We start from the raw sequence: 17,706 nt of genomic DNA, 5'->3' as shown, positions 1-17,706 counted from the left end.
ATTTTGTTTCGGGGTGAAGTCGCTTGTGCGGCCGGGGCGGCGGGCGGGCGTCCTGCCGACGCGCCGCCGCCCCCGCGATCAGACGTTGAAGCGGAACAGCATCACGTCGCCGTCCTGGACGACATATTCCTTGCCCTCGGCGCGCAGCTTGCCCGCGTCGCGTGCGCCCGCCTCGCCCTTGCACGCGACATAATCGGCAAAGGCGATCGTCTCGGCGCGGATGAAGCCGCGCTCGAAATCGGTGTGGATCACGCCCGCCGCCTGCGGTGCCTTGGCGCCCACCGGCACCGTCCAGGCGCGCGCTTCCTTGGGGCCCACGGTGAAGAAGGTGATGAGGTGCAACAGCTTGTACCCGGCGCGGATCACGCGTGCGAGCCCCGTTTCCTCGAGCCCCAGCTCGGACAGGAACTCGCCGCGGTCCTCGGCGGGCATCGTCGCGATCTCGGCCTCGATCGCGGCGGACACCACCACCGCCTGCGCGCCCTCGGCCTCGGCCTTGGCAAAGACGCGCGCCGACAGTTCGTTGCCGTTCGCCGCATCCTCCTCGTTGACATTGCACACATACAGGACCGGCTTGCTCGTCAGCAGCTGCGCCTGGCGAAAGATGCGCTCCTCGTCGACGTCCTTGGGCTGCGCCAGCCGTGCGGGCTTGCCGTCGCGCAGCAGGTCGAGCGCCTGGCCGAGCACGCTCGCTGCGGCCTTGGCCTCCTTGTCGCCCTGCGCGGCCTTCTTCTGGTAATTGGGGACGCGCTTTTCCAGGCTCTCCAGGTCGGCGAGCATCAGTTCGGTCTCGACCGTCTCCGCATCGGCGATCGGGTCGACGCGGTTGTCGACGTGCTGGATGTCGTCATTCTCGAAACAGCGCAGGACGTGGACGATCGCGTCCACCTCGCGGATGTTGCCCAGGAACTGGTTGCCCAGCCCCTCGCCCTTGCTCGCGCCGCGCACCAGCCCGGCGATGTCGACAAAGCCGAGCTGCGTCTCGATGATCTTCGCCGATCCGGCGATCTCGGCCAGCGTCGTCAGCCGCGGATCGGGAACCGCGACGTTCCCGACATTGGGCTCGATCGTGCAGAAGGGATAGTTGGCCGCCTGCGCCGCGGCGGTTTCGGTCAGCGCATTGAAAAGCGTGGACTTGCCGACATTGGGCAGGCCGACGATGCCGCAGCGGAATCCCATGGGTGATGATGCCTGTTCTGAAAGATGCGAGGAATGGTGCGCCGATATAGGCTTTGGACCGTTATTTCCAGCGGCCGCGCGCACCGCGGCGACGACCGACGGCGATCGTCGCAACGCGTTGTCCGACAACGGTTGCGGGGGATCGTTCATCTGCCATACACGTGCGCTCGCCTTTGCACGTATTGATTTGGGATCGACAGGGAGTGAATGCATGATTCGCCGGCACATGATCATGGGCGCAGCCGCAGTGGGGCTGGCGGTCGCAAGCTGCAGCGGCAGCAACAACAATTCGCCCACGCCGACCCCGACGCCCACGGGCACGCCGACGCCGACGCCCAGCGCGTCGCCGACCTATGACGCCTTCCCGCTCAGCAAGGCGCTCGAGTTCAGCACGATCAGCGCGGCGACCAGCTATACCGGTGACGACACCGCGGGCGCGGTGACGCTGGGTGCGGCGAATACCGACGCGGGGTCCAGCCGCGTGCGCCTGGCGACCGATCCGGCGATCACCACCGGCACCTATGTCGTTCGCGAGAATGTCGAGGAATCGCGCTTCACCAACACCAACATCCTCACCGCGCCGACGCCTGCGGTCGAGGAGTTCGCGTTCCGCACCACCGACACCGCGACCGCGGGCAAGTTCTCGCAGGTCAATTTCCTCAACAACGCCATCCCGTCGCAGGTGACGAGCAACACCGCGCTCCAGCTCACCTCGGTCAGCTATTTCAACTGGTGGCGCGGCGATTCGACCACCGGGGCCAAGCGGATCACCACCGGCCTGTGGGGTTTCCCGACGGTATTCAGCGACCTGCCGACCAGCACGAGCCAGGCCTATACCTCGGTCATCCGCGGACGGATGGTCAGCGTCGCCAACGGCGCCACCACCATCGTCCCCGTCACCGGCACCGCGACCGTCCAGGTCAATTTCGCGACCGGCGTGGTGACGCTGTCGGCGTCGCTGTCGACCGCCCCGGCCAGCGGCACGGGCACGGCGATCGGCACCTTCGCGGCCCAGGGCGCGATCCCCGTCGGTGCGACCCAGTATATCGGCAGCTTCAATGCGGGCAGCCCGCTTTCGGGCACGATCGTCGGCAGCTTCTTCGGCTCGGCCGGCAAGGAAGTCGGCATGACCTTCGCGCTGTCGGGCAACAACAACGGCGCCGATCAGCGCATCGTCGGCGTCGTCGTCGGCAAGAAGGCGACCGCGCTCTAAACCGCACGGCGTTTTCGAACGGAAAAGGGGGGCTCCGGCGCTGCCGGGGCCCTTTTTTCGTCGGGCGGCGAACCGGCGGTCGCGGTGCCCGCCGCGTCGCGCCTCGGTGCTTCCGGTTCGGTGCGGGAGTCGGTTCAGTGCTGCAGGCGCAGCGCGACCTCGCTCATGAAGCGCGGATCGTCATGCGCGGCCAGCCACGGCGCCTCGCTCGCCACCGCGCCCAGCATGTCGGTCAGCGGCTCGATTTCGGCCTTGGCGAAATTGCCGAGGACATAGCCGGTCACGCGGTCGCGATGGCCGGGATGGCCGATGCCCAGCCGCACGCGGCGGAAATCGGGGCCGATATGCGCGTCGGTCGAACGCAGCCCGTTGTGCCCGGCGGTGCCGCCGCCGGTCTTCACCTTGACGCGGAACGGCGCCAGGTCGAGCTCGTCGTGGAACACGGTCACGTCGGCGGGGGCGAGCTTGTAGAAGTCCATCGCCGCGCGCACCGATCGGCCGCTTTCGTTCATGAAGGTGCCGGGCTTCAGCAGGATGATCTTGTCGGTGCCGATCCGCCCTTCCTGGGTCCAGCCCTGGAACTGCTTCTTCGGCGCGGAAAAGCCGTGCACCTCGGCGATGGCATCGAGCGCCATGAAACCGATATTGTGGCGGTGCATCGCATATTGCGGGCCCGGATTGCCCAGGCCGACCCACAGCTGCATCTCGAAACCCCCAAAACAGCATCGCCCCCGCACCGGGGTGCGGAGGCGACGATCCGAACCGTCATGCGGTCCAGCGACGGTTCCTGCCGCGCCTCAGGCGAGGCGGAGGAAGTCGGCGTGGACCGGGCGATCGGTCACGACATCGAATGCGACGTCCTTGGGCTGCGTGCGCACCGTCTTGCCGCCGATTTCGAGTTCGATCGTCGACTCGAAGAAGGCGCCGGTGTTCAGCAGCTTGGCGAGCGCCCGCTCTTCCAGATGGATCGCGGTGGGCTCTTCGTTGTTGCCGTAGATCACGGCGGGGACGCGGCCTTCACGACGCAGCGCACGGGAGGCTCCCTTGCCAACCCGGTCGCGCGTTTCGGCCGACAGCTTAAGCGTGTCGCTCATATGTCGTTCCAATGCGCTAGAGTAGAAACTCATCCGGCCAGGCCTCCAGGGATGACCCTGGCGCGGAAGCACGGCCCCTTAGTCGCAATGGCGCGAAAAGGCAAGGCGCGGCGCGTGCCGGCGCGCGGCTGCGCCCGGCGGGCGGGTCAATAGGCGACGCGCTCGGCCTTGATCCCTTGCCGCGCCAGCTCGGCCTGGACGCTCTGCGGTCCGGCCAGGTGGCCTGCGCCCACCGCGACGAACACCGTCCCCGGCGCGTGCAGCCGCGCCGCGATCCAGCGCGCCCAGTTGCGGTTGCGCCGGACGAGCAGCGCCTCGGCCAGCTCGGGCGATCCGGCGATGTCGTCGTTCATCAGCCGCGCGATCGTGTCGGCATCGCCCGCCGACCAGGCTGCGACCATCCGGTCGATCGTCGCGCCCGTCGTCGGCAGCTCGTCGATCGTGCGCGACAGCAGCGCCCGCTGTGCGGGGCGGGGCAGCGAGTCGAAATAGCCGAATTGCTGGCGCGCGGTCTCCAGCCCGATCACCGGCTTGTGCTTCGCCCGTGCGGCGTCGGCCAGCACCGCCTCGGCGCCGTCCTTGTCGTCATAGCCGAGCTGGCGGAGCGGGGCCGCGCCCAGCATCGTCGCGGCGAGCCATGGCCGCGTCTGGTCGAGCGCGTCGGGTGCCAGCCCGTAACGCGTCAGCGCGGCGCGCAGCCGCCCGGTCTCGGTCGGCCCGATCTCGTCGGGCAGGCTGCCCTCGGCATGGCGCATCCCCACCTCGGCGACGATCTGCTGCATCTCGGCGGGCGGCGGCATCACCAGTTCGAGCACCAGCATGTCGCTCGCGTCGAACGCCTTGCGCACCGCCTCGTCGAACCACGACAGGCCCGGGCGCAGCATGTGGACCGTGCCGAACAGATAGATCGTCGTGTCGGGATCGCGCACCACCCACAGCGCCGGATCGGCATCGCGCGTCGCTGCGGCGGTCGCGCCGGGCTGCGGCGTCGGCGCCGCCGGCTGCGGCTGCGGCTTGCAGGCGGGCAGTGCAGCGAGCGACAGGCCCAGCGCAAGGCGGGCGATCCAGCGGCGAAAGGTCATGGCGAGGCAGGAAGCCCAGCCGCCGCGCGCTGTCAATCGCCGCCGCCCGTGCCGCGCGGGGCAGGGGGCGGGGCGCGGGGCTGTCCCGCGGCCGTTGCGCAGCGGCATTGACCCTCGGGGGGCGCTGCGCCAAAGCGAGGGCACGATTTTCTATCCCACCGGGAACCACGAACTTGTCCGATCCCCTGAGCTTCCAGCGCATGATCCTGACGCTCCACGACTATTGGAGCGCGCATGGCTGCCTGATCCTTCAGCCCTACGACATGCGCATGGGCGCCGGCACCTTCCACCCGGCGACGACGCTCAAGGCGCTCGGCCCCGATCCGTGGAATGCCGCCTTCGTCCAGCCCTGCCGTCGCCCCACCGACGGGCGCTATGGCGAAAACCCCAACCGGCTCCAGCATTACTACCAGTATCAGGTGATCCTGAAGCCCAGCCCGCCGAACCTTCAGGAGCTCTATCTGGGCAGCCTCAAGGCGATCGGCATCGATTTCGAGCAGCACGACGTCCGCTTCGTCGAGGACGACTGGGAAAGCCCGACGCTCGGCGCCTGGGGGCTCGGCTGGGAAGTCTGGTGCGACGGGATGGAGGTGACGCAGTTCACCTATTTCCAGCAGATGGGCGGCTTCGACTGCAAGCCCGTCGCGGGCGAGCTCACCTACGGGCTCGAACGGCTGGCGACGTATATCCAGAACAAGGACAGCGTGTACGACCTGGCGTTCAACGACGCGCGCCCGGGCCAGCCGCACTTCACCTATGGCGACGTCTTCCTCGAAAACGAGCGCGAGATGTCGAAATGGAACTTCGAGGTCGCCGACACCGACGCGCTGTTCGACCTGTTCCGCAAGGCCGCGGCCGAAAGCGAGAACTGCCTTGCCGCCAGGCTGCCGATCGCGGCCTATGAGCAGGCGATCGAGGCGAGCCACATCTTCAACCTGCTCAACGCGCGCGGCGTGATCTCGGTCGCCGAACGCCAGGCCTATATCGGCCGGGTGCGCGATCTGGCGAAGGGCGCCTGTGCGGCGTGGATGGAAAAGAACGGGTGGGCAGCGTGACGGACTTTCTTCTCGAACTCCGCTCGGAGGAAATCCCGGCGCGGATGCAGGAAAAGGCGCGTGAGGATCTGGCGCGCCTGTTCGCGGCCGAGCTCGACAAGGCCGGGCTCAAGGCTGCCGCGACGATCAGCTATGCGACCCCGCGCCGGCTGGCGCTGATCCTTCAGGGGCTGCCCGATCAGACCGCCGCCGTCTCCGAGGAGACCAAGGGCCCGCGCGTCGGCGCGCCGCCCCAGGCGCTCGAAGGCTTCCTGCGCAAGACCGGGCTCACCGCCGACCAGCTCGTCGAGCGTGACGGCGTGCTGTTCGCCGTGGTCGACAAGCCCGGCCGCGCGACGGCCGAGGTGCTGGCAGAGGCGATCCCCGCGGTGATCCGCGCCTTCCCCTGGCCCAAGTCGATGCGCTGGGGCGCCGCCTCGCTGTCGACCGAAAGCCAGCGCTGGGTGCGGCCGCTCCAGGGCATCGTCGCGCTGTTCGGCGGCGCGGTGGTGCCGTGCGAGGTCGCCGGCGTCGTCAGCGGCGACGAGACCGTCGGCCATCGCTTCCACCATCCGCAGCCCGTCCGCATCACCGGCGCGGCCGACTATGCCGAGCAGCTCCGCGCCGCGCATGTCGTCGTCGACGGGGCCGAACGGCGCAACATCATCGCGCTCGGCGCCAAGCTCGCCGCGCAAAAGGCGGGGCTCACGCTCGTCGAGGACGAGGGGCTGCTGTTCGAAAATGCCGGGCTCACCGAATGGCCGGTGCCGCTGCTCGGGCGCTTCGACGCCGACTTCCTCGCCGTCCCGCCCGAGGTGATTCAGCTCACCGCGCGCGTGAACCAGAAATATTTCGTGTGCCGCGACGGCGCGGGCAAGCTCGCCAACGCCTTTGTCTGCGTCGCCAACATCGACGCGGTCGACGGCGGCGAAAAGATCGTCGCGGGCAACCAGAAGGTGCTGGCGGCGCGCCTCTCCGACGCGCGCTTCTTCTACGACACCGATCGCAAGGTGCCGCTCGCCGATCAGGTGAAGAAGCTCGAAAAGATCGTCTTCCACGAAAAGCTGGGCACCGTCGCCGACAAGGTCGCGCGCGTGGCCCGGCTGGCCGAGTGGCTGGCGGCCGAAAAGGTCGTGCCGAACTGCGATCCCGCGCTCGCGCGCCGCGCGGCCGAGCTCGCCAAGGCGGACCTCGTCACCGGCATGGTCGGCGAGTTCCCGGAGCTGCAGGGCCTGATGGGCGGCTATTATGCTGCCGCGCAGGGCGAGGACCCGGCGGTCGCCGCGGCGATCCGCGACCACTACAAGCCGGTCGGGCAGGGCGACGACGTCCCCACCGATCCGGTAACGGTCGCGGTGGCGCTGGCGGACAAGCTGGACAGCATCACCCAGTTCTTCGGCGTCGACCTGAAGCCCAGCGGATCGAAGGATCCGTTCGCGCTCCGGCGCTCGGCGCTGGGCGTGCTGGCGATCCTGCTCGACAACGGGCTCCGCTTCCCGCTGCTCCGTTCGGTCAGCCAGGACGTCCTCGACTTCTTCGCCGACCGCCTCAAGGTCCAGCAGCGCGAGGCGGGTGTCCGCCACGATCTGATCGACGCGGTGTTCGCGCTCGGCGGCGAGGATGATCTCGTCCGCCTGCTCGCGCGCGTGAAGGCGCTGCAGGCGTTCGTCACGACCGAGGACGGCGCCAACCTGCTCGCCGGCTACAAGCGCGCGGCGAACATCCTCAAGAAGGAGGAATGGCAGGACGCTGCCGCCAACCCCGCGCCCGAACCCGCCGAGGCCGCGCTCATCGCCGCGCTCGACGCGGCCGAGCCCAAGGCGGCGGCGGCGATCGGGGCCGAGGATTTCGAAGGTGCGATGGCGGCGCTCGCCACGCTGCGCGCGCCGATCGACGCCTTTTTCGACCAGGTCACTGTCAACGATGCCGATCCCGCCAAGCGCGCGGCCCGGCTGTCGCTGCTGGCGCGGATGCGTGATGCGGTGCACAAGGTGGCGGACTTTTCGCGGATCGAGGGCTGAGCCCGGACCGCAGCGGGCGCGGTTCGTCGCGTTCTCGCTGCGGTGCGGCAGGGGTAATGCAGCAATTTTGGACCCCGACAACGTGGTCAGCGGTTTCGCGTTCTTCGCGGGTGCGGTAGCGGCCGGAGTCTCTCCGGGAAGCGACGCTTTCGACGAGAAGGAGTGAGAATGACGCAGTACGTGTACCGTTTCGGTGGCGGGGTTTCGGACGGCGGTGCCGGCGACAAGAACCTGCTCGGCGGCAAGGGCGCCAACCTTGCCGAAATGGCCTCGATCGGGCTGCCGGTTCCCCCCGGCTTCACGATCTCGACCGAGATGTGCACGCGCTATTACGAGGAGGGCGAAGCCTTCCCCGACAGCCTCCGCGCCGAAGTCGCGAACGGCATCGCGCATATCGAGGGGATCACCGGCAAGCGGTTCGGCAACGCCGCCGATCCGCTGCTCGTCTCGGTCCGCTCGGGCGCGCGCGTGTCGATGCCCGGCATGATGGACACGGTGCTCAACCTCGGCCTCAACGACCAGACCGTCATCGGCCTCGCCGCGACCAGCGGCGACGAACGCTTCGCCTGGGACAGCTATCGCCGCTTCATCCAGATGTATTCGGACGTCGTGCTCGGGCTCGATCACGGCCGCTTCGAGGAAGCGCTCGAAATCGCCAAGGAAGATCGCGGGCTCACGCTCGATACCGAACTTTCGGCGACCGACTGGCAGGCGCTGGTCAGCCAGTACAAGGCGCTCGTCGAGGAATTGTGGGGCAAGCCGTTCCCCCAGGACGTCCACGATCAGCTCTGGGGCGCGATCGGCGCGGTGTTCGGCTCGTGGCAGTCCGAACGCGCCAAGGTCTATCGCCGGCTCAACGACATTCCGGGCGACTGGGGCACCGCCGTCAACGTCCAGGCGATGGTGTTCGGCAACATGGGCGAGACCTCGGCCACCGGCGTCGCCTTCACGCGCGACCCGGCGACGGGCGAGCGCGCCTATTATGGCGAGTTCCTCATCAACGCGCAGGGCGAGGACGTGGTGGCGGGCATCCGCACGCCGCAATATCTCACCCGCGCCGCGCGTGAGACCGCCGGCGCCAAGCCTGCGTCGATGGAAGAGGCGATGCCCGAAACCTATGCCGAGCTGGCGCAGGTGTTCGAGACGCTCGAAACGCACTACCGCGACATGCAGGACATCGAGTTCACCGTCGAACGCGGCAAGCTGTGGATGCTTCAGACGCGCTCGGGCAAGCGCACCGCCAAGGCGGCGCTCAAGATCGCGGTCGACATGGCGGGTGAGGGGCTCATCACCCGCGACGAGGCGATCCTGCGCGTCGATCCGCAGGCGCTCGACCAGTTGCTCCACCCCACGCTCGATCCCAAGGCGCCGCGCGACGTGCTGACCAAGGGGCTGCCCGCCTCGCCGGGCGCCGCCTCGGGCAAGGTCGTGTTCGACGCCGACACCGCCGAAAAGCGCGCGGCGGCGGGTGACGCGGTCATCCTGGTCCGCGTCGAGACGAGCCCCGAGGACATTCACGGCATGCACGCGGCGAAGGGCATCCTCACCGCACGCGGCGGCATGACCAGCCACGCCGCGGTCGTCGCGCGCGGCATGGGCCGCGCCTGTGTGTCGGGCGCGGGCTCGCTCGCGATCAACGCGCGCGAAAAGTTGTTCCGCGTCGGCGGGCGTGAGGTGCGCGAGGGCGACATCATCACGATCGACGGCGCGACCGGCGAGGTGATGATGGGCGAGGTGCCCACCGTCCAGCCCGAGCTCGCGGGCGATTTCGGCACGCTGATGGGCTGGGCCGACGCCGTGCGCCGGCTCAAGGTCCGCGCCAATGCCGAAACGCCGCTCGACTGCCGCACCGCGCGCGATTTCGGCGCCGAGGGCGTCGGGCTCTGCCGCACCGAGCACATGTTCTTCGACTCGGGCCGCATCACCGCGGTGCGCCAGATGATCCTCGCCGCCGACGAGGCCGGCCGCCGTGCCGCGCTCGACCGGCTGCTTCCCGAACAGCGCAGCGATTTCGTCGAGATCTTCCAGGTGATGGCCGGGCTGCCGGTGACGATCCGCCTGCTCGATCCGCCGCTGCACGAGTTCCTGCCGCACGAAGAGGCCGAATTCGCCGATGTGGCGGCCGCCGCCGGGCTCGACGTCGAAACGCTCAAGCGCCGCGCGGCCGAGCTGCACGAGGTCAACCCGATGCTCGGCCATCGCGGTTGCCGGCTGGGCGTCACCTTCCCCGAAATCTACGAGATGCAGGCGCGCGCGATCTTCGAGGCCGCGCTGATCGTCGCCGAAAAGTCGGGCGCCGCGCCCGTGCCGGAGGTGATGATCCCGCTCGTCGGCACCCGGCGCGAGCTCGAACTGATGAAGGCCGTGGTCGACAAGGCGGCGCAGGCGGTGTTCGCCGAAAAGGGCCGCACGCTCGACTATCTCGTCGGCACGATGATCGAGCTGCCGCGCGCCGCGCTGCGGGCGGGCGAGATTGCCGAGGTCGGCGCCTTCTTCTCGTTCGGCACCAACGACCTGACCCAGACGACGCTGGGGGTCAGCCGCGACGACGCCGCGCGCTTCCTCACCAGCTATGTCGAAAAGGGCATCTACGCCAAGGATCCGTTCGTCAGCCTCGATGTCGAGGGCGTCGGCGAACTGATCGCGCTCGCCGCCGAACGCGGGCGCAAGACGCGGCCCGATATCAAGCTCGGCATCTGCGGCGAACATGGCGGCGATCCCGCCTCGATCGCTTTCTGTGAAAAGACCGGGCTCGATTACGTCTCCGCCTCGCCCTATCGCGTGCCGATCGCGCGGCTGGCGGCGGCGCAGGCGGCGCTCAGGGAGCGGTGATCGCAACGGTGGCGCTGATGCTTCCCGCCGCGCTTCCCGCGGGCGAGATCGAGCAGTTGCGCGATGCGCTGCTCGCCAGCGACAGCGCCACCGCGTTGCTGGCGCGCCGTTGCGGCGCGCCGATCCGGGCAGAGGTCGCGCGCGGCGTCACCGTCGCGCCCGGCGCGGCCCGGCGCGCGCGGCTCCAGGTGGCGGCGGACGAACCCGTCGCCTATCGCAGCGTCCGGCTGATGTGCGGCACGCGCGTGCTCTCGCTGGCGCAGAACTGGTACGTGCCCGCGCGGCTCACCCCCGCGATGAACGCCGCGCTTCAGGGCGACACGCCTTTCGGCGCGGTCATCCGCCCGCTCGCGCCGCGGCGGCGCACGCTGGGCGTCGAAATCCTGCGCCGCCCGGCCGACAGCGCTGCCGCGGAGACCGACGAGGTGCTGCGCGTCCAGGCGCTCGTCGTCGATGCGCAGGGCCGCCCGCTCGCCGAGGTGGTCGAAGGCTATACCGCCGCGCTGCTCGCGCTTCCGCCGCGCTGACGGCGCGCCGGCCCGCGCCGCTCACTTCATCAGCGCGTCGTTGATCGAACAGGCCGCCGGGCCAAGGATCACGATGAACAGCACCGGCAGGATGAACAGGATCAGCGGCACCGTCATGATCGCGGGCAGCCGCGCGGCCTTTTCCTCGGCGCGCATCATCCGCTCGTTGCGGAATTCGGCCGACAGCACGCGCAGCGCCGAGGCGAGCGGGGTGCCGTATTTCTCGGTCTGGATCATCGTCGTCACGACGCCGCGGATCGATTCGAGGTCGACGCGCTCGGCCAGGTTCTCGAACGCGGTGCGCCGGTCGGTCAGGAAGCCCAGTTCGATCGCGGTCAGCGAGAATTCCTCGCCCAGCTCGGGATAGGCCTTGCCCAGCTCGCGTGCGACGCGGGCAAAGGCGGCGTCGACGGTCAGCCCCGCCTCGGCACAGATCACCAGCAGGTCGAGCGCGTCGGGAAGCCCCTTGCGGATCGCGTCGCTGCGCTTCTGGATGCGGTTCTTCAGATAGAGGTCGGGCGCCTTGTAGCTCAGGATGAAGCTGCCCGCGACGAGGCCATAGGCCTTCAGCGGGCTCCACGTCGCGAACATCTCGGTGCCATAGACCAGGTATAGCATCGGCCCGCCGATCAGGATCGGCAGCACCAGCCGGCCAAAGATCACCGCGACCGCCCATTCCTTGCGGCGGATGCCGGCCTGCAGCATCTTGCGCTGCGCAACCTTCAACTGCTCGTCCTGCAGGACCTTCAGCGCGCTCAGCATCGCGCGCATCCGGTCGGTGGTCTCGCTCTTCTGGACCAGCTTGGCGCGCCGCTTCGACGTCGATGCGGTGATCCCGGCCTTGAGCTGCTCGCGGCGTTCGTTGAGCGCCTTGACGCGGCGCGACATCGGGTTGCGCACCGTCGTCGCCAGGTACAGCGCGTACAGCACGGCCGCCGCCGCCACGCCCGACAGCAACGTCGCCGCCCAATAGACGTCGATTCCCATGATCGTCGGGCCGCCGGGGGGAGGGGTGTTCATCGCATCAGATCTCGAAATTGACCATCTTGGCCATGATGAACGCGCCGATGCCCATCCACACCAGCCCGCCGACCCCGGCGATCATCAGTCGCGGGTCCTTGAAGAAGTTGGCCATGTAGCCGTTGTTGATGAACCAGACCATGCCGAACACGATGAAGGGCAGCGCGCCGACGATCAGCGCCGACGCCTTGCTTTCCGACGACATCGCCTTGATCTTCAGCTTCATCTGGCTGCGCTTGCGCAGCACGTCGGCCAGGTTGGCGAGCGTCTCGGCCAGGTTGCCGCCGGTCTCGCGCTGGATCGCGATCGTGATCGTGAAGAACTGGAACTCGGGCGTGCCCAGCCGGTCGGCGGTTTCCTGCAACGCGGCGTCGAGCGTGCGGCCGATCTTCATCTTGTCGGTGATCGCGCGGAATTCCTCGCCCACCGGCCCGTCGATCTCCTGACCGACGACGCCCATCGTCTCGGTGATCGGCAGGCCCGAACGCAGCCCGCGCACCAGCAGCTCGATCGCGTCGGGAAAGCGCGCGGTAAAGCGCGCGACGCGGCGGTTGATCAGGAATCCGACGACGAAATGCGGGATGCCGAACGCCAGGAACAGCCCGAACACCAGCGCGAACAGCAACGGCGCGCCCTCGAACGCGACCAGCCCCGCCGTCACCGCCAGGATGGCCAGCGTCGCAAAGCCATATTGGCCGATCGTCCAGTCCTTGCCGGTCATCGCCAGCCGCTGCTGGAGCAGCGCGGGGTTGGGCAGCAGCCGTCCCGCCGCCATGTCCATGCGCGTGTTGCGCGTCGCGGTGATCCGGCGGATCTGCGCCTCCATCGCCGCCGATCCGCTCGCGCTGATCGTGAAGCGGTCGCGCACATCGGCCAGCCGCCGGGCGCTCGCGCGCTGCGCATTGGGGCCGGCAAAGGCCAGGGCGAGCAGCACGACGACCAGCATCGCGCCGCCTGCGAACATCACCACCGGCAACAGGTTCATGCCGTCCACGCCTCCCAACCCGCTTCGCCGCGCGGCCGCGCCGCGCGACGGCTCATGCCTTGACCTTGTTCGTCAGCTTCTCGCGCAGCCGGCCGATCAGCGACGCGCCCTTGGCCGCGGCCGCCGCCGCCTGCCCGGTGTCGCGTTCGCCGCTCGCCTCGTTCGCCGCGTCGGTGATCGTCAGGATCGTGCGCGCCAGGTCGGCGAGCGGGGCAAAGGCGCGCGTGTTGCGGCCCACCTCGGCCATCGGCTTGCCCAGCTTGGCCGCCTGCGCCGCCAGCTTGGCGTCGAACGCGATCACCGCGTCGAGCTTGCGCTCGATCGACGCCTCGAAATCCTTGCGCCCGATCTCGAGCAACGGCGCCGGCTGCACCTTGTTCGCGACGACGAAAAGCTGCGTCTGCGGCGCGTTCGACCGGAACCAGCTCAGGATGCGGATCGCGTCGCGCGCCGCCGCCAGCGTCATGTCGGTGACGAGCACCGCGACCTGCACCTCGGTCAGCAGGTGCGGGTGGTTGACCAGCATCCCGCGCGGCAGGTCGATCACCACGCATTCGAACGCGCTGCGCATCTCTTCCTGCAACTGGTAGAATGCGGCGCCGTCGGTGACGAGCGGGGCGTTGATCGGCGCCTCGGCCGACAGCACCGCCAGCCGGTCCGATGCGCGCACCATCGCGCGCTCGATGAACAGCCCGTCGATGCGGCTCGGATTCTCGATCGCGTCGGTCAGCCCGCGCCCCGGCTCCAGGTCGAGCGCGAGCGCGCCCGTCCCGAAATGCACGTCGAGGTCGAGCAGCGCGGTCGTGCGCGCCTGCCGTTCGCTCAGCAGCCAGGCAAGCGACGTCGCCACCGACGTCGCGCCGCACCCGCCGCGCGTGCCGATCACCGCCACCGAACAGGGCGGCCGCTCCGAACTCGTCTCGCTCGCCTTGGGCGCGCTCAGCATCGTCTGCGCCTGCACGAACGCCTCGCGCAGCGCGTCGGGGTTCAGCGGCTTGAGCAGATAGTCCTGGATGCCGCTCGCCACCAGGTCGCGATACAGCCGCACGTCGTTGACCTGCCCCGTCGCGATCACGATCGTGCCGGGCTCGCACACCTCGGCCAGCGCATTGATGTCGTTCAGTGGGTCGCCCGATTCGGACAGGTCGACGAACAGGATCGCCGGGCTCGCCGATACCGACAGCGTCTGCACCGCGTTGCGCAGCCCGCCCTTGTTCACCTTTTCGGGCGACCAGCCGAGCTCGACCGCGATCGGGCGGAGCAGGTCGACCGTCATGTTGTCGCAGACAAAGGCGATGAACGGGTCGCGCTGGCTCAGCCGTGCCGGATTGAAGGGCGCGTTCACTTGCCGCCTCCGGTCGATTCGTTCTTCACCGCGGTGCCGCCGGCGCCGGTCGGCGCGGCCTGGCGCAGCGCCTTGATCGCCTTGCCCGCGGTGTTGGGGTCGGCGGTGGCGGCGCCCGCTGCGCCGCGCACCAGGTCGGCGGGGTCGGCGACCATCGCCGCCAGGTTGCGCGCGGTCGCGCAGCCGAAGTTCGAGCTGGTGCTCGCGCTGTAATCGGGCTGGTAGACGCGCGTATAGTCGGGGCATCCCGGCACGCTCGCGCTCATCCGCGTCACCACCACGCGCACCATGCCGGGGGCGACCTGGCCCGCCGTCACCGGCGCCTGGTCCGACAGCAGCAGCCCGTACCGGCTCGCCTGCGCGGCGATCTCGGTGCGGCCCGTGCGCCCCTCGGCGCCGTCGTCGATCGCGACGCGGTCGCCATAGCGCGGCTGGAGCGCGGCGAGCCAGCCCGCCAGCCGCTCGCCCTCGCCGGGGGCCAGCGCGCTGCCCGCGGCCTGCACGTCAAAGGCATAGTCGTGACGCTCGACGACCGGCTGGTACACCGAATCGACGCCGCCATTGTACGTCCCGCTGCATCCCGCGACGAGCGCCGCCGGAACGAGGAGCAGGGGGGTGAAACGCATTGCCATGGCGATCTTCCTCAGCGGATCAGAAGCCGAAGCCCGGCGCCGCATCGTCCGACTTCTTCGGTCGGCGCGCGGCGGGGACGGGCTGCGGAACGGGGGCGGCGGGGGCGGCATCGACGGGTGCGGGCGCGGCGGCGCCCATCGCCGGGCGCGCGTCGCCCGAAGGCGCCATGCGCGGCTTGGGGCGGTCGGCGCCGGTCATGCCGCTGCCCAGCTGGCCGAACAGGATGCGCTCGGCGTCGTTGGGCGCGCGATAGCCGTCGGTGGGCAGCGCGATCTGGTTCGCGTTGACCGGCTTCACCAGGTACGGCGTGATGACGATCATCAGCTCGGTCTCGTTGCGCTGCCACGCGTTCGAACGGAACAGCGCGCCCAGGATCGGGATGTCGCCCAGCCCCGGCGCGCGGGTCAGGCCGTTGTTGTGCGTGTTCTGCAACAGCCCGCCGATGACGAAGCTCTCGCCCGAACCCAGCTCGACCGTGGTCTCGCTGCGCCGCGTGGTCAGCGCGGGGATGCTGATGCCGTTCAGCGTGACCGCGCCCGAAGAGGTCAGCTGCGACACTTCGGGGCGCACGCGCATCGAAATGCGGCCGTCGGCCAGCACCGTCGGCGTGAACGACAGGCTGACGCCATATTGCTTGTATTCGACCGAGATCGAATTGTTGCCCTGGCTCACCGGGATCGGGATCTCGCCGCCCGCCAGGAACGTGCCCGTCTCGCCCGAAAGCGCGGTGATGTTGGGCGTCGCCAGCGTCACCACCTGGCCCGTCTGCTCGCCCAGGTCGAGCGAGGCGAGCAGGTCCATGCCCAGCATCCGTCCCATGCGCGACAGCGTGGTGCCGCCGGTGATCGGGGCGGGCGGGGTATAGGTGATCGAATTGCCGTTGCGGACGATCGAGCCCTGCCGCCCCTGGCCGATGCCGTACAGGAAACCGCTGCCCGCATCGCTGCTGGTGAAGTTGACGCCGATATTCTTGGTGAAGTTGCGGTTCACCTCGGCGATCCGCACCTGCAGGTTGACCTGCAACGGCGTCGCGGTTTTCAGCCGATTGAACACGCCGATCTTCAGCGGGGTGTTGGCGTCGCTCGTGTTGACGCCGGGGTTGAGCAGCGCCGTCACCAGCCGCTGCGCCTGCTCGACATCGTCGGGCGACGCGACCGTGCCGGTCAGCACGGCAAGCTGGCCCACCGTCGTCACCTTGATGTCCGAATCGGGCATCGCGGTCTTCAGCATCGCGTCGATCGAATTGAGGTTCTGGCCGACGCGGACATTGGTCGAATAGACGACCGCGCCGCTCGTCGTCGTCGCGAACACCGTCGCCTCGCCGCCGGTCTTGCCGAACAGGTGGATCTGGCGCGGATTGGCGACGTACACGTCGGCCACCTCGGGGTTCGACGTCCACACGCTCGCGATGCCGGTGGGCAGCGTGATCAGCTCGCCCTGGCCGACCGACAGCTTGACCTCGCTCGTCGGCCGCTGCGTGCCGACGGGCAGGTTGCCCACGCGGGCGCGGACGCCGGGGTTCGATCCGGCCTGGCGCGCCTGCGGCTTGGCGGGCTTGCCGCCGGGGGCGCCGGCGAGCGCGGCGGCGGGCACCGCAAGCAGCGCGGTTGCTGCCAGCGCGGCGATGCCGGCGCGGTTCATCGACTTGCTCGAACGCATCTCAGTTCTTCCCCCCAAGCGCGACTTCGGTCACGCTGTTGCCGCGCGCGACGATCACCGTCGGGCCGCGATGGACGGGCGCGGCACCCGGAAAGGCCGGTCCCGCGGCGGGTGCGCCCGGCGCGGCGGGCGCGGCGGCGGTCTTGGCCGGCACCGTGCTGCGCTGGAAACGCGACACGTCGGCGCCGGTGGCAAAGGTCGATCCGCCGTCCTGCGGGCGCGAGCCCATGCGCGTCAGCATCGCCTTTTCCTTCCTGGGGTCGGCGGGCACCTGCACCTGGCCGCTCGCGATCGCGTCCTCCAGGTCGCCGGCATTGTCGGCGATCGAGCGCAGCGAGAGCGAGATCTGGCCCACGGTCTGCGCCACCGCGATCTTCTCGGCGATCTTGGGCGTCGCCTCGACGGTCACGGTCGAATAGGTGTTGACGACGGTGTTGCCCTTGTCGTCGGTCTGCTTGTCGGTGCGCTGGTCGGTCGCCAGCACGCGCAGGTTGCGCAGGATCGTCTCCGATGCCTTCAACGGCGGGCCGTCGCCGCCGCCCGTGACGCTCTGCGTCAGGATCAGGTCGACGCGGTCGCCCGGAAACACGAAACCGGCCACCGCGCTCTGCGCCGAAACCGGCACCGTCACCGCGCGCATCCCCGGTCCCAGCGCCGCCGCCAGGAAACCGCGGTCGCCCGGCTTGACGAGCGCGCCCTGCGTGATCGGCTGGCCGGCCGGGATGGCGTAACGCACCACCGTGCCCTGCAGCTTGGCGGGATCGCTCTGGCCCTTGACGTAATAGGCGCCCTCGACCAGCTCGCGCGGCCAGGCGACGAACTTCACCGCCTGTGCGTCGAGGATCGTCCCCACCGGCAGCGCGCGAGTCGCGACCAGGACTTCGGTGGTGTTCTGCGGCTGGGCCACGCCTGCCGGTACGGCACCCGCGACCGGGGTCGGCGTGCCGACCACCAGGCTGCGGGCCATGAACGCGGTGATCGCCGCGACGATCAACGCGCCGACCAGCAGAATGAGCTTGCGTGCATCCATTGCGCTACGGGCCTTCTATATGTGCGATATGCCGGCTGGTTGCTTCGGCATT

14 protein-coding genes and 1 pseudogene are annotated in these 17,706 nt (G+C 69.4%); 5 read left to right on the top strand and 10 right to left on the bottom strand.

The genetic code is table 11. From position 1 onward, the window contains the following. Positions 1-78 precede the first annotated feature (78 nt). Positions 79-1,179 carry a redox-regulated ATPase YchF gene (gene ychF / locus ACT3CF_RS14720; protein WP_478424001.1) on the bottom strand — a complete coding sequence of 367 codons (1,101 nt, stop codon included), beginning with the start codon at positions 1,177-1,179 and terminating at the stop codon, positions 79-81. 211 nt (positions 1,180-1,390) lie between these two features. Here ychF and ACT3CF_RS14715 point away from each other — a divergent pair, with 211 nt between their 5' ends. Next, a complete protein-coding gene (locus ACT3CF_RS14715; protein ID WP_478423999.1) occupies positions 1,391-2,392 on the top strand; it encodes a transferrin-binding protein-like solute binding protein in 1,002 nt (333 codons plus the stop codon). 134 nt (positions 2,393-2,526) lie between these two features. Here the strand turns inward: ACT3CF_RS14715 and pth are convergent, their stop codons facing one another. From pth to ACT3CF_RS14700, 3 genes and pseudogenes are all read right to left on the bottom strand, one after another. Continuing rightward, positions 2,527-3,096, bottom strand: a complete 570-nt coding sequence (gene pth / locus ACT3CF_RS14710; protein WP_478423997.1) for an aminoacyl-tRNA hydrolase — start codon at positions 3,094-3,096, stop codon at positions 2,527-2,529. A gap of 96 nt (positions 3,097-3,192) precedes the next feature. Beyond that, positions 3,193-3,486 (bottom strand): annotated as a pseudogene (gene rplY, locus ACT3CF_RS14705) (50S ribosomal protein L25); the annotation flags it as partial. 146 nt (positions 3,487-3,632) lie between these two features. Beyond that, entirely contained in the window at positions 3,633-4,568 is a 936-nt protein-coding gene (locus tag ACT3CF_RS14700) for a TraB/GumN family protein (RefSeq protein WP_478423995.1), read from the bottom strand. A 200-nt stretch (positions 4,569-4,768) separates the two neighbouring features. On the opposite strand from ACT3CF_RS14700, the gene ACT3CF_RS14695 reads away from it, so the two are divergent. The 4 genes from ACT3CF_RS14695 (at position 4,769) to ACT3CF_RS14680 (ending at position 10,982) form a co-directional block, all read left to right on the top strand. After that, complete coding sequence (locus tag ACT3CF_RS14695; protein ID WP_478424136.1) at positions 4,769-5,623, top strand: glycine--tRNA ligase subunit alpha; 855 nt, start codon at positions 4,769-4,771, stop codon at positions 5,621-5,623. Continuing rightward, entirely contained in the window at positions 5,620-7,623 is a 2,004-nt protein-coding gene (gene glyS, locus ACT3CF_RS14690; protein ID WP_478423994.1) for a glycine--tRNA ligase subunit beta, read from the top strand. Before ACT3CF_RS14695 ends, glyS begins: the two co-directional genes overlap by 4 nt. A 168-nt stretch (positions 7,624-7,791) precedes the next feature. Beyond that, a complete protein-coding gene (ppdK, locus tag ACT3CF_RS14685; protein WP_478423992.1) occupies positions 7,792-10,455 on the top strand; it encodes a pyruvate, phosphate dikinase in 2,664 nt (887 codons plus the stop codon). Then, a complete protein-coding gene (locus ACT3CF_RS14680; RefSeq protein ID WP_478423990.1) occupies positions 10,452-10,982 on the top strand; it encodes a chorismate--pyruvate lyase family protein in 531 nt (176 codons plus the stop codon). The genes ppdK and ACT3CF_RS14680 overlap by 4 nt, the downstream gene beginning before the upstream one ends. 21 nt (positions 10,983-11,003) lie before the next feature. Here ACT3CF_RS14680 and ACT3CF_RS14675 read toward each other — a convergent pair whose 3' ends face one another. From ACT3CF_RS14675 to cpaB, 6 genes are read right to left on the bottom strand one after another with little or no spacing between them, the layout of a single operon-like run. Then, complete coding sequence (locus ACT3CF_RS14675) at positions 11,004-12,002, bottom strand: type II secretion system F family protein (RefSeq protein ID WP_478423989.1); 999 nt, start codon at positions 12,000-12,002, stop codon at positions 11,004-11,006. Positions 12,003-12,006: 4 nt separating this feature from the next. After that, positions 12,007-12,987 (bottom strand): type II secretion system F family protein, encoded by a 981-nt coding sequence (locus ACT3CF_RS14670; RefSeq protein ID WP_478423987.1) that lies wholly within the window; start codon positions 12,985-12,987, stop codon positions 12,007-12,009. A gap of 52 nt (positions 12,988-13,039) precedes the next feature. Beyond that, entirely contained in the window at positions 13,040-14,332 is a 1,293-nt protein-coding gene (locus tag ACT3CF_RS14665; protein WP_478423985.1) for a CpaE/TadZ family protein, read from the bottom strand. Beyond that, the gene (locus tag ACT3CF_RS14660; RefSeq protein ID WP_478423984.1) at positions 14,329-14,964 is read right to left on the bottom strand and encodes a CpaD family pilus assembly lipoprotein; all 636 of its coding nucleotides are present in this window, start codon (positions 14,962-14,964) and stop codon (positions 14,329-14,331) included. The genes ACT3CF_RS14665 and ACT3CF_RS14660 overlap by 4 nt, the downstream gene beginning before the upstream one ends. A gap of 19 nt (positions 14,965-14,983) precedes the next feature. Continuing rightward, positions 14,984-16,624 (bottom strand): type II and III secretion system protein family protein, encoded by a 1,641-nt coding sequence (locus ACT3CF_RS14655; protein WP_478423982.1) that lies wholly within the window; start codon positions 16,622-16,624, stop codon positions 14,984-14,986. A gap of 1 nt (position 16,625) precedes the next feature. After that, entirely contained in the window at positions 16,626-17,654 is a 1,029-nt protein-coding gene (gene cpaB, locus ACT3CF_RS14650) for a Flp pilus assembly protein CpaB (RefSeq protein WP_478423981.1), read from the bottom strand. Between the last annotated feature and the right edge of the window lie 52 nt (positions 17,655-17,706).

It is taken from the genome of Sphingomonas chlorellae (assembly GCF_056485145.1).
The sequence above is the reverse complement of the archived record's forward strand: the minus strand, read 5'-3'. Positions and strand labels throughout refer to the sequence as shown.

Bases quoted from the DNA above. Each gene is read 5' to 3' on its own strand.
- ychF (WP_478424001.1), bottom strand. From the start codon at position 1,179: ATGGGATTCCGCTGCGGCATCGTCGGCCTGCCCAATGTCGGCAAGTCC.
- ACT3CF_RS14715 (WP_478423999.1), top strand. From the start codon at position 1,391: ATGATTCGCCGGCACATGATCATGGGCGCAGCCGCAGTGGGGCTGGCG.
- pth (WP_478423997.1), bottom strand. From the start codon at position 3,096: ATGCAGCTGTGGGTCGGCCTGGGCAATCCGGGCCCGCAATATGCGATG.
- ACT3CF_RS14655 (WP_478423982.1), bottom strand. From the start codon at position 16,624: ATGCGTTCGAGCAAGTCGATGAACCGCGCCGGCATCGCCGCGCTGGCA.
- ACT3CF_RS14670 (WP_478423987.1), bottom strand. From the start codon at position 12,987: ATGAACCTGTTGCCGGTGGTGATGTTCGCAGGCGGCGCGATGCTGGTC.
- ACT3CF_RS14660 (WP_478423984.1), bottom strand. From the start codon at position 14,964: ATGGCAATGCGTTTCACCCCCCTGCTCCTCGTTCCGGCGGCGCTCGTC.
- ACT3CF_RS14675 (WP_478423989.1), bottom strand. From the start codon at position 12,002: ATGAACACCCCTCCCCCCGGCGGCCCGACGATCATGGGAATCGACGTC.
- ppdK (WP_478423992.1), top strand. From the start codon at position 7,792: ATGACGCAGTACGTGTACCGTTTCGGTGGCGGGGTTTCGGACGGCGGT.
- ACT3CF_RS14695 (WP_478424136.1), top strand. From the start codon at position 4,769: ATGATCCTGACGCTCCACGACTATTGGAGCGCGCATGGCTGCCTGATC.
- cpaB (WP_478423981.1), bottom strand. From the start codon at position 17,654: ATGGATGCACGCAAGCTCATTCTGCTGGTCGGCGCGTTGATCGTCGCG.
- ACT3CF_RS14700 (WP_478423995.1), bottom strand. From the start codon at position 4,568: ATGACCTTTCGCCGCTGGATCGCCCGCCTTGCGCTGGGCCTGTCGCTC.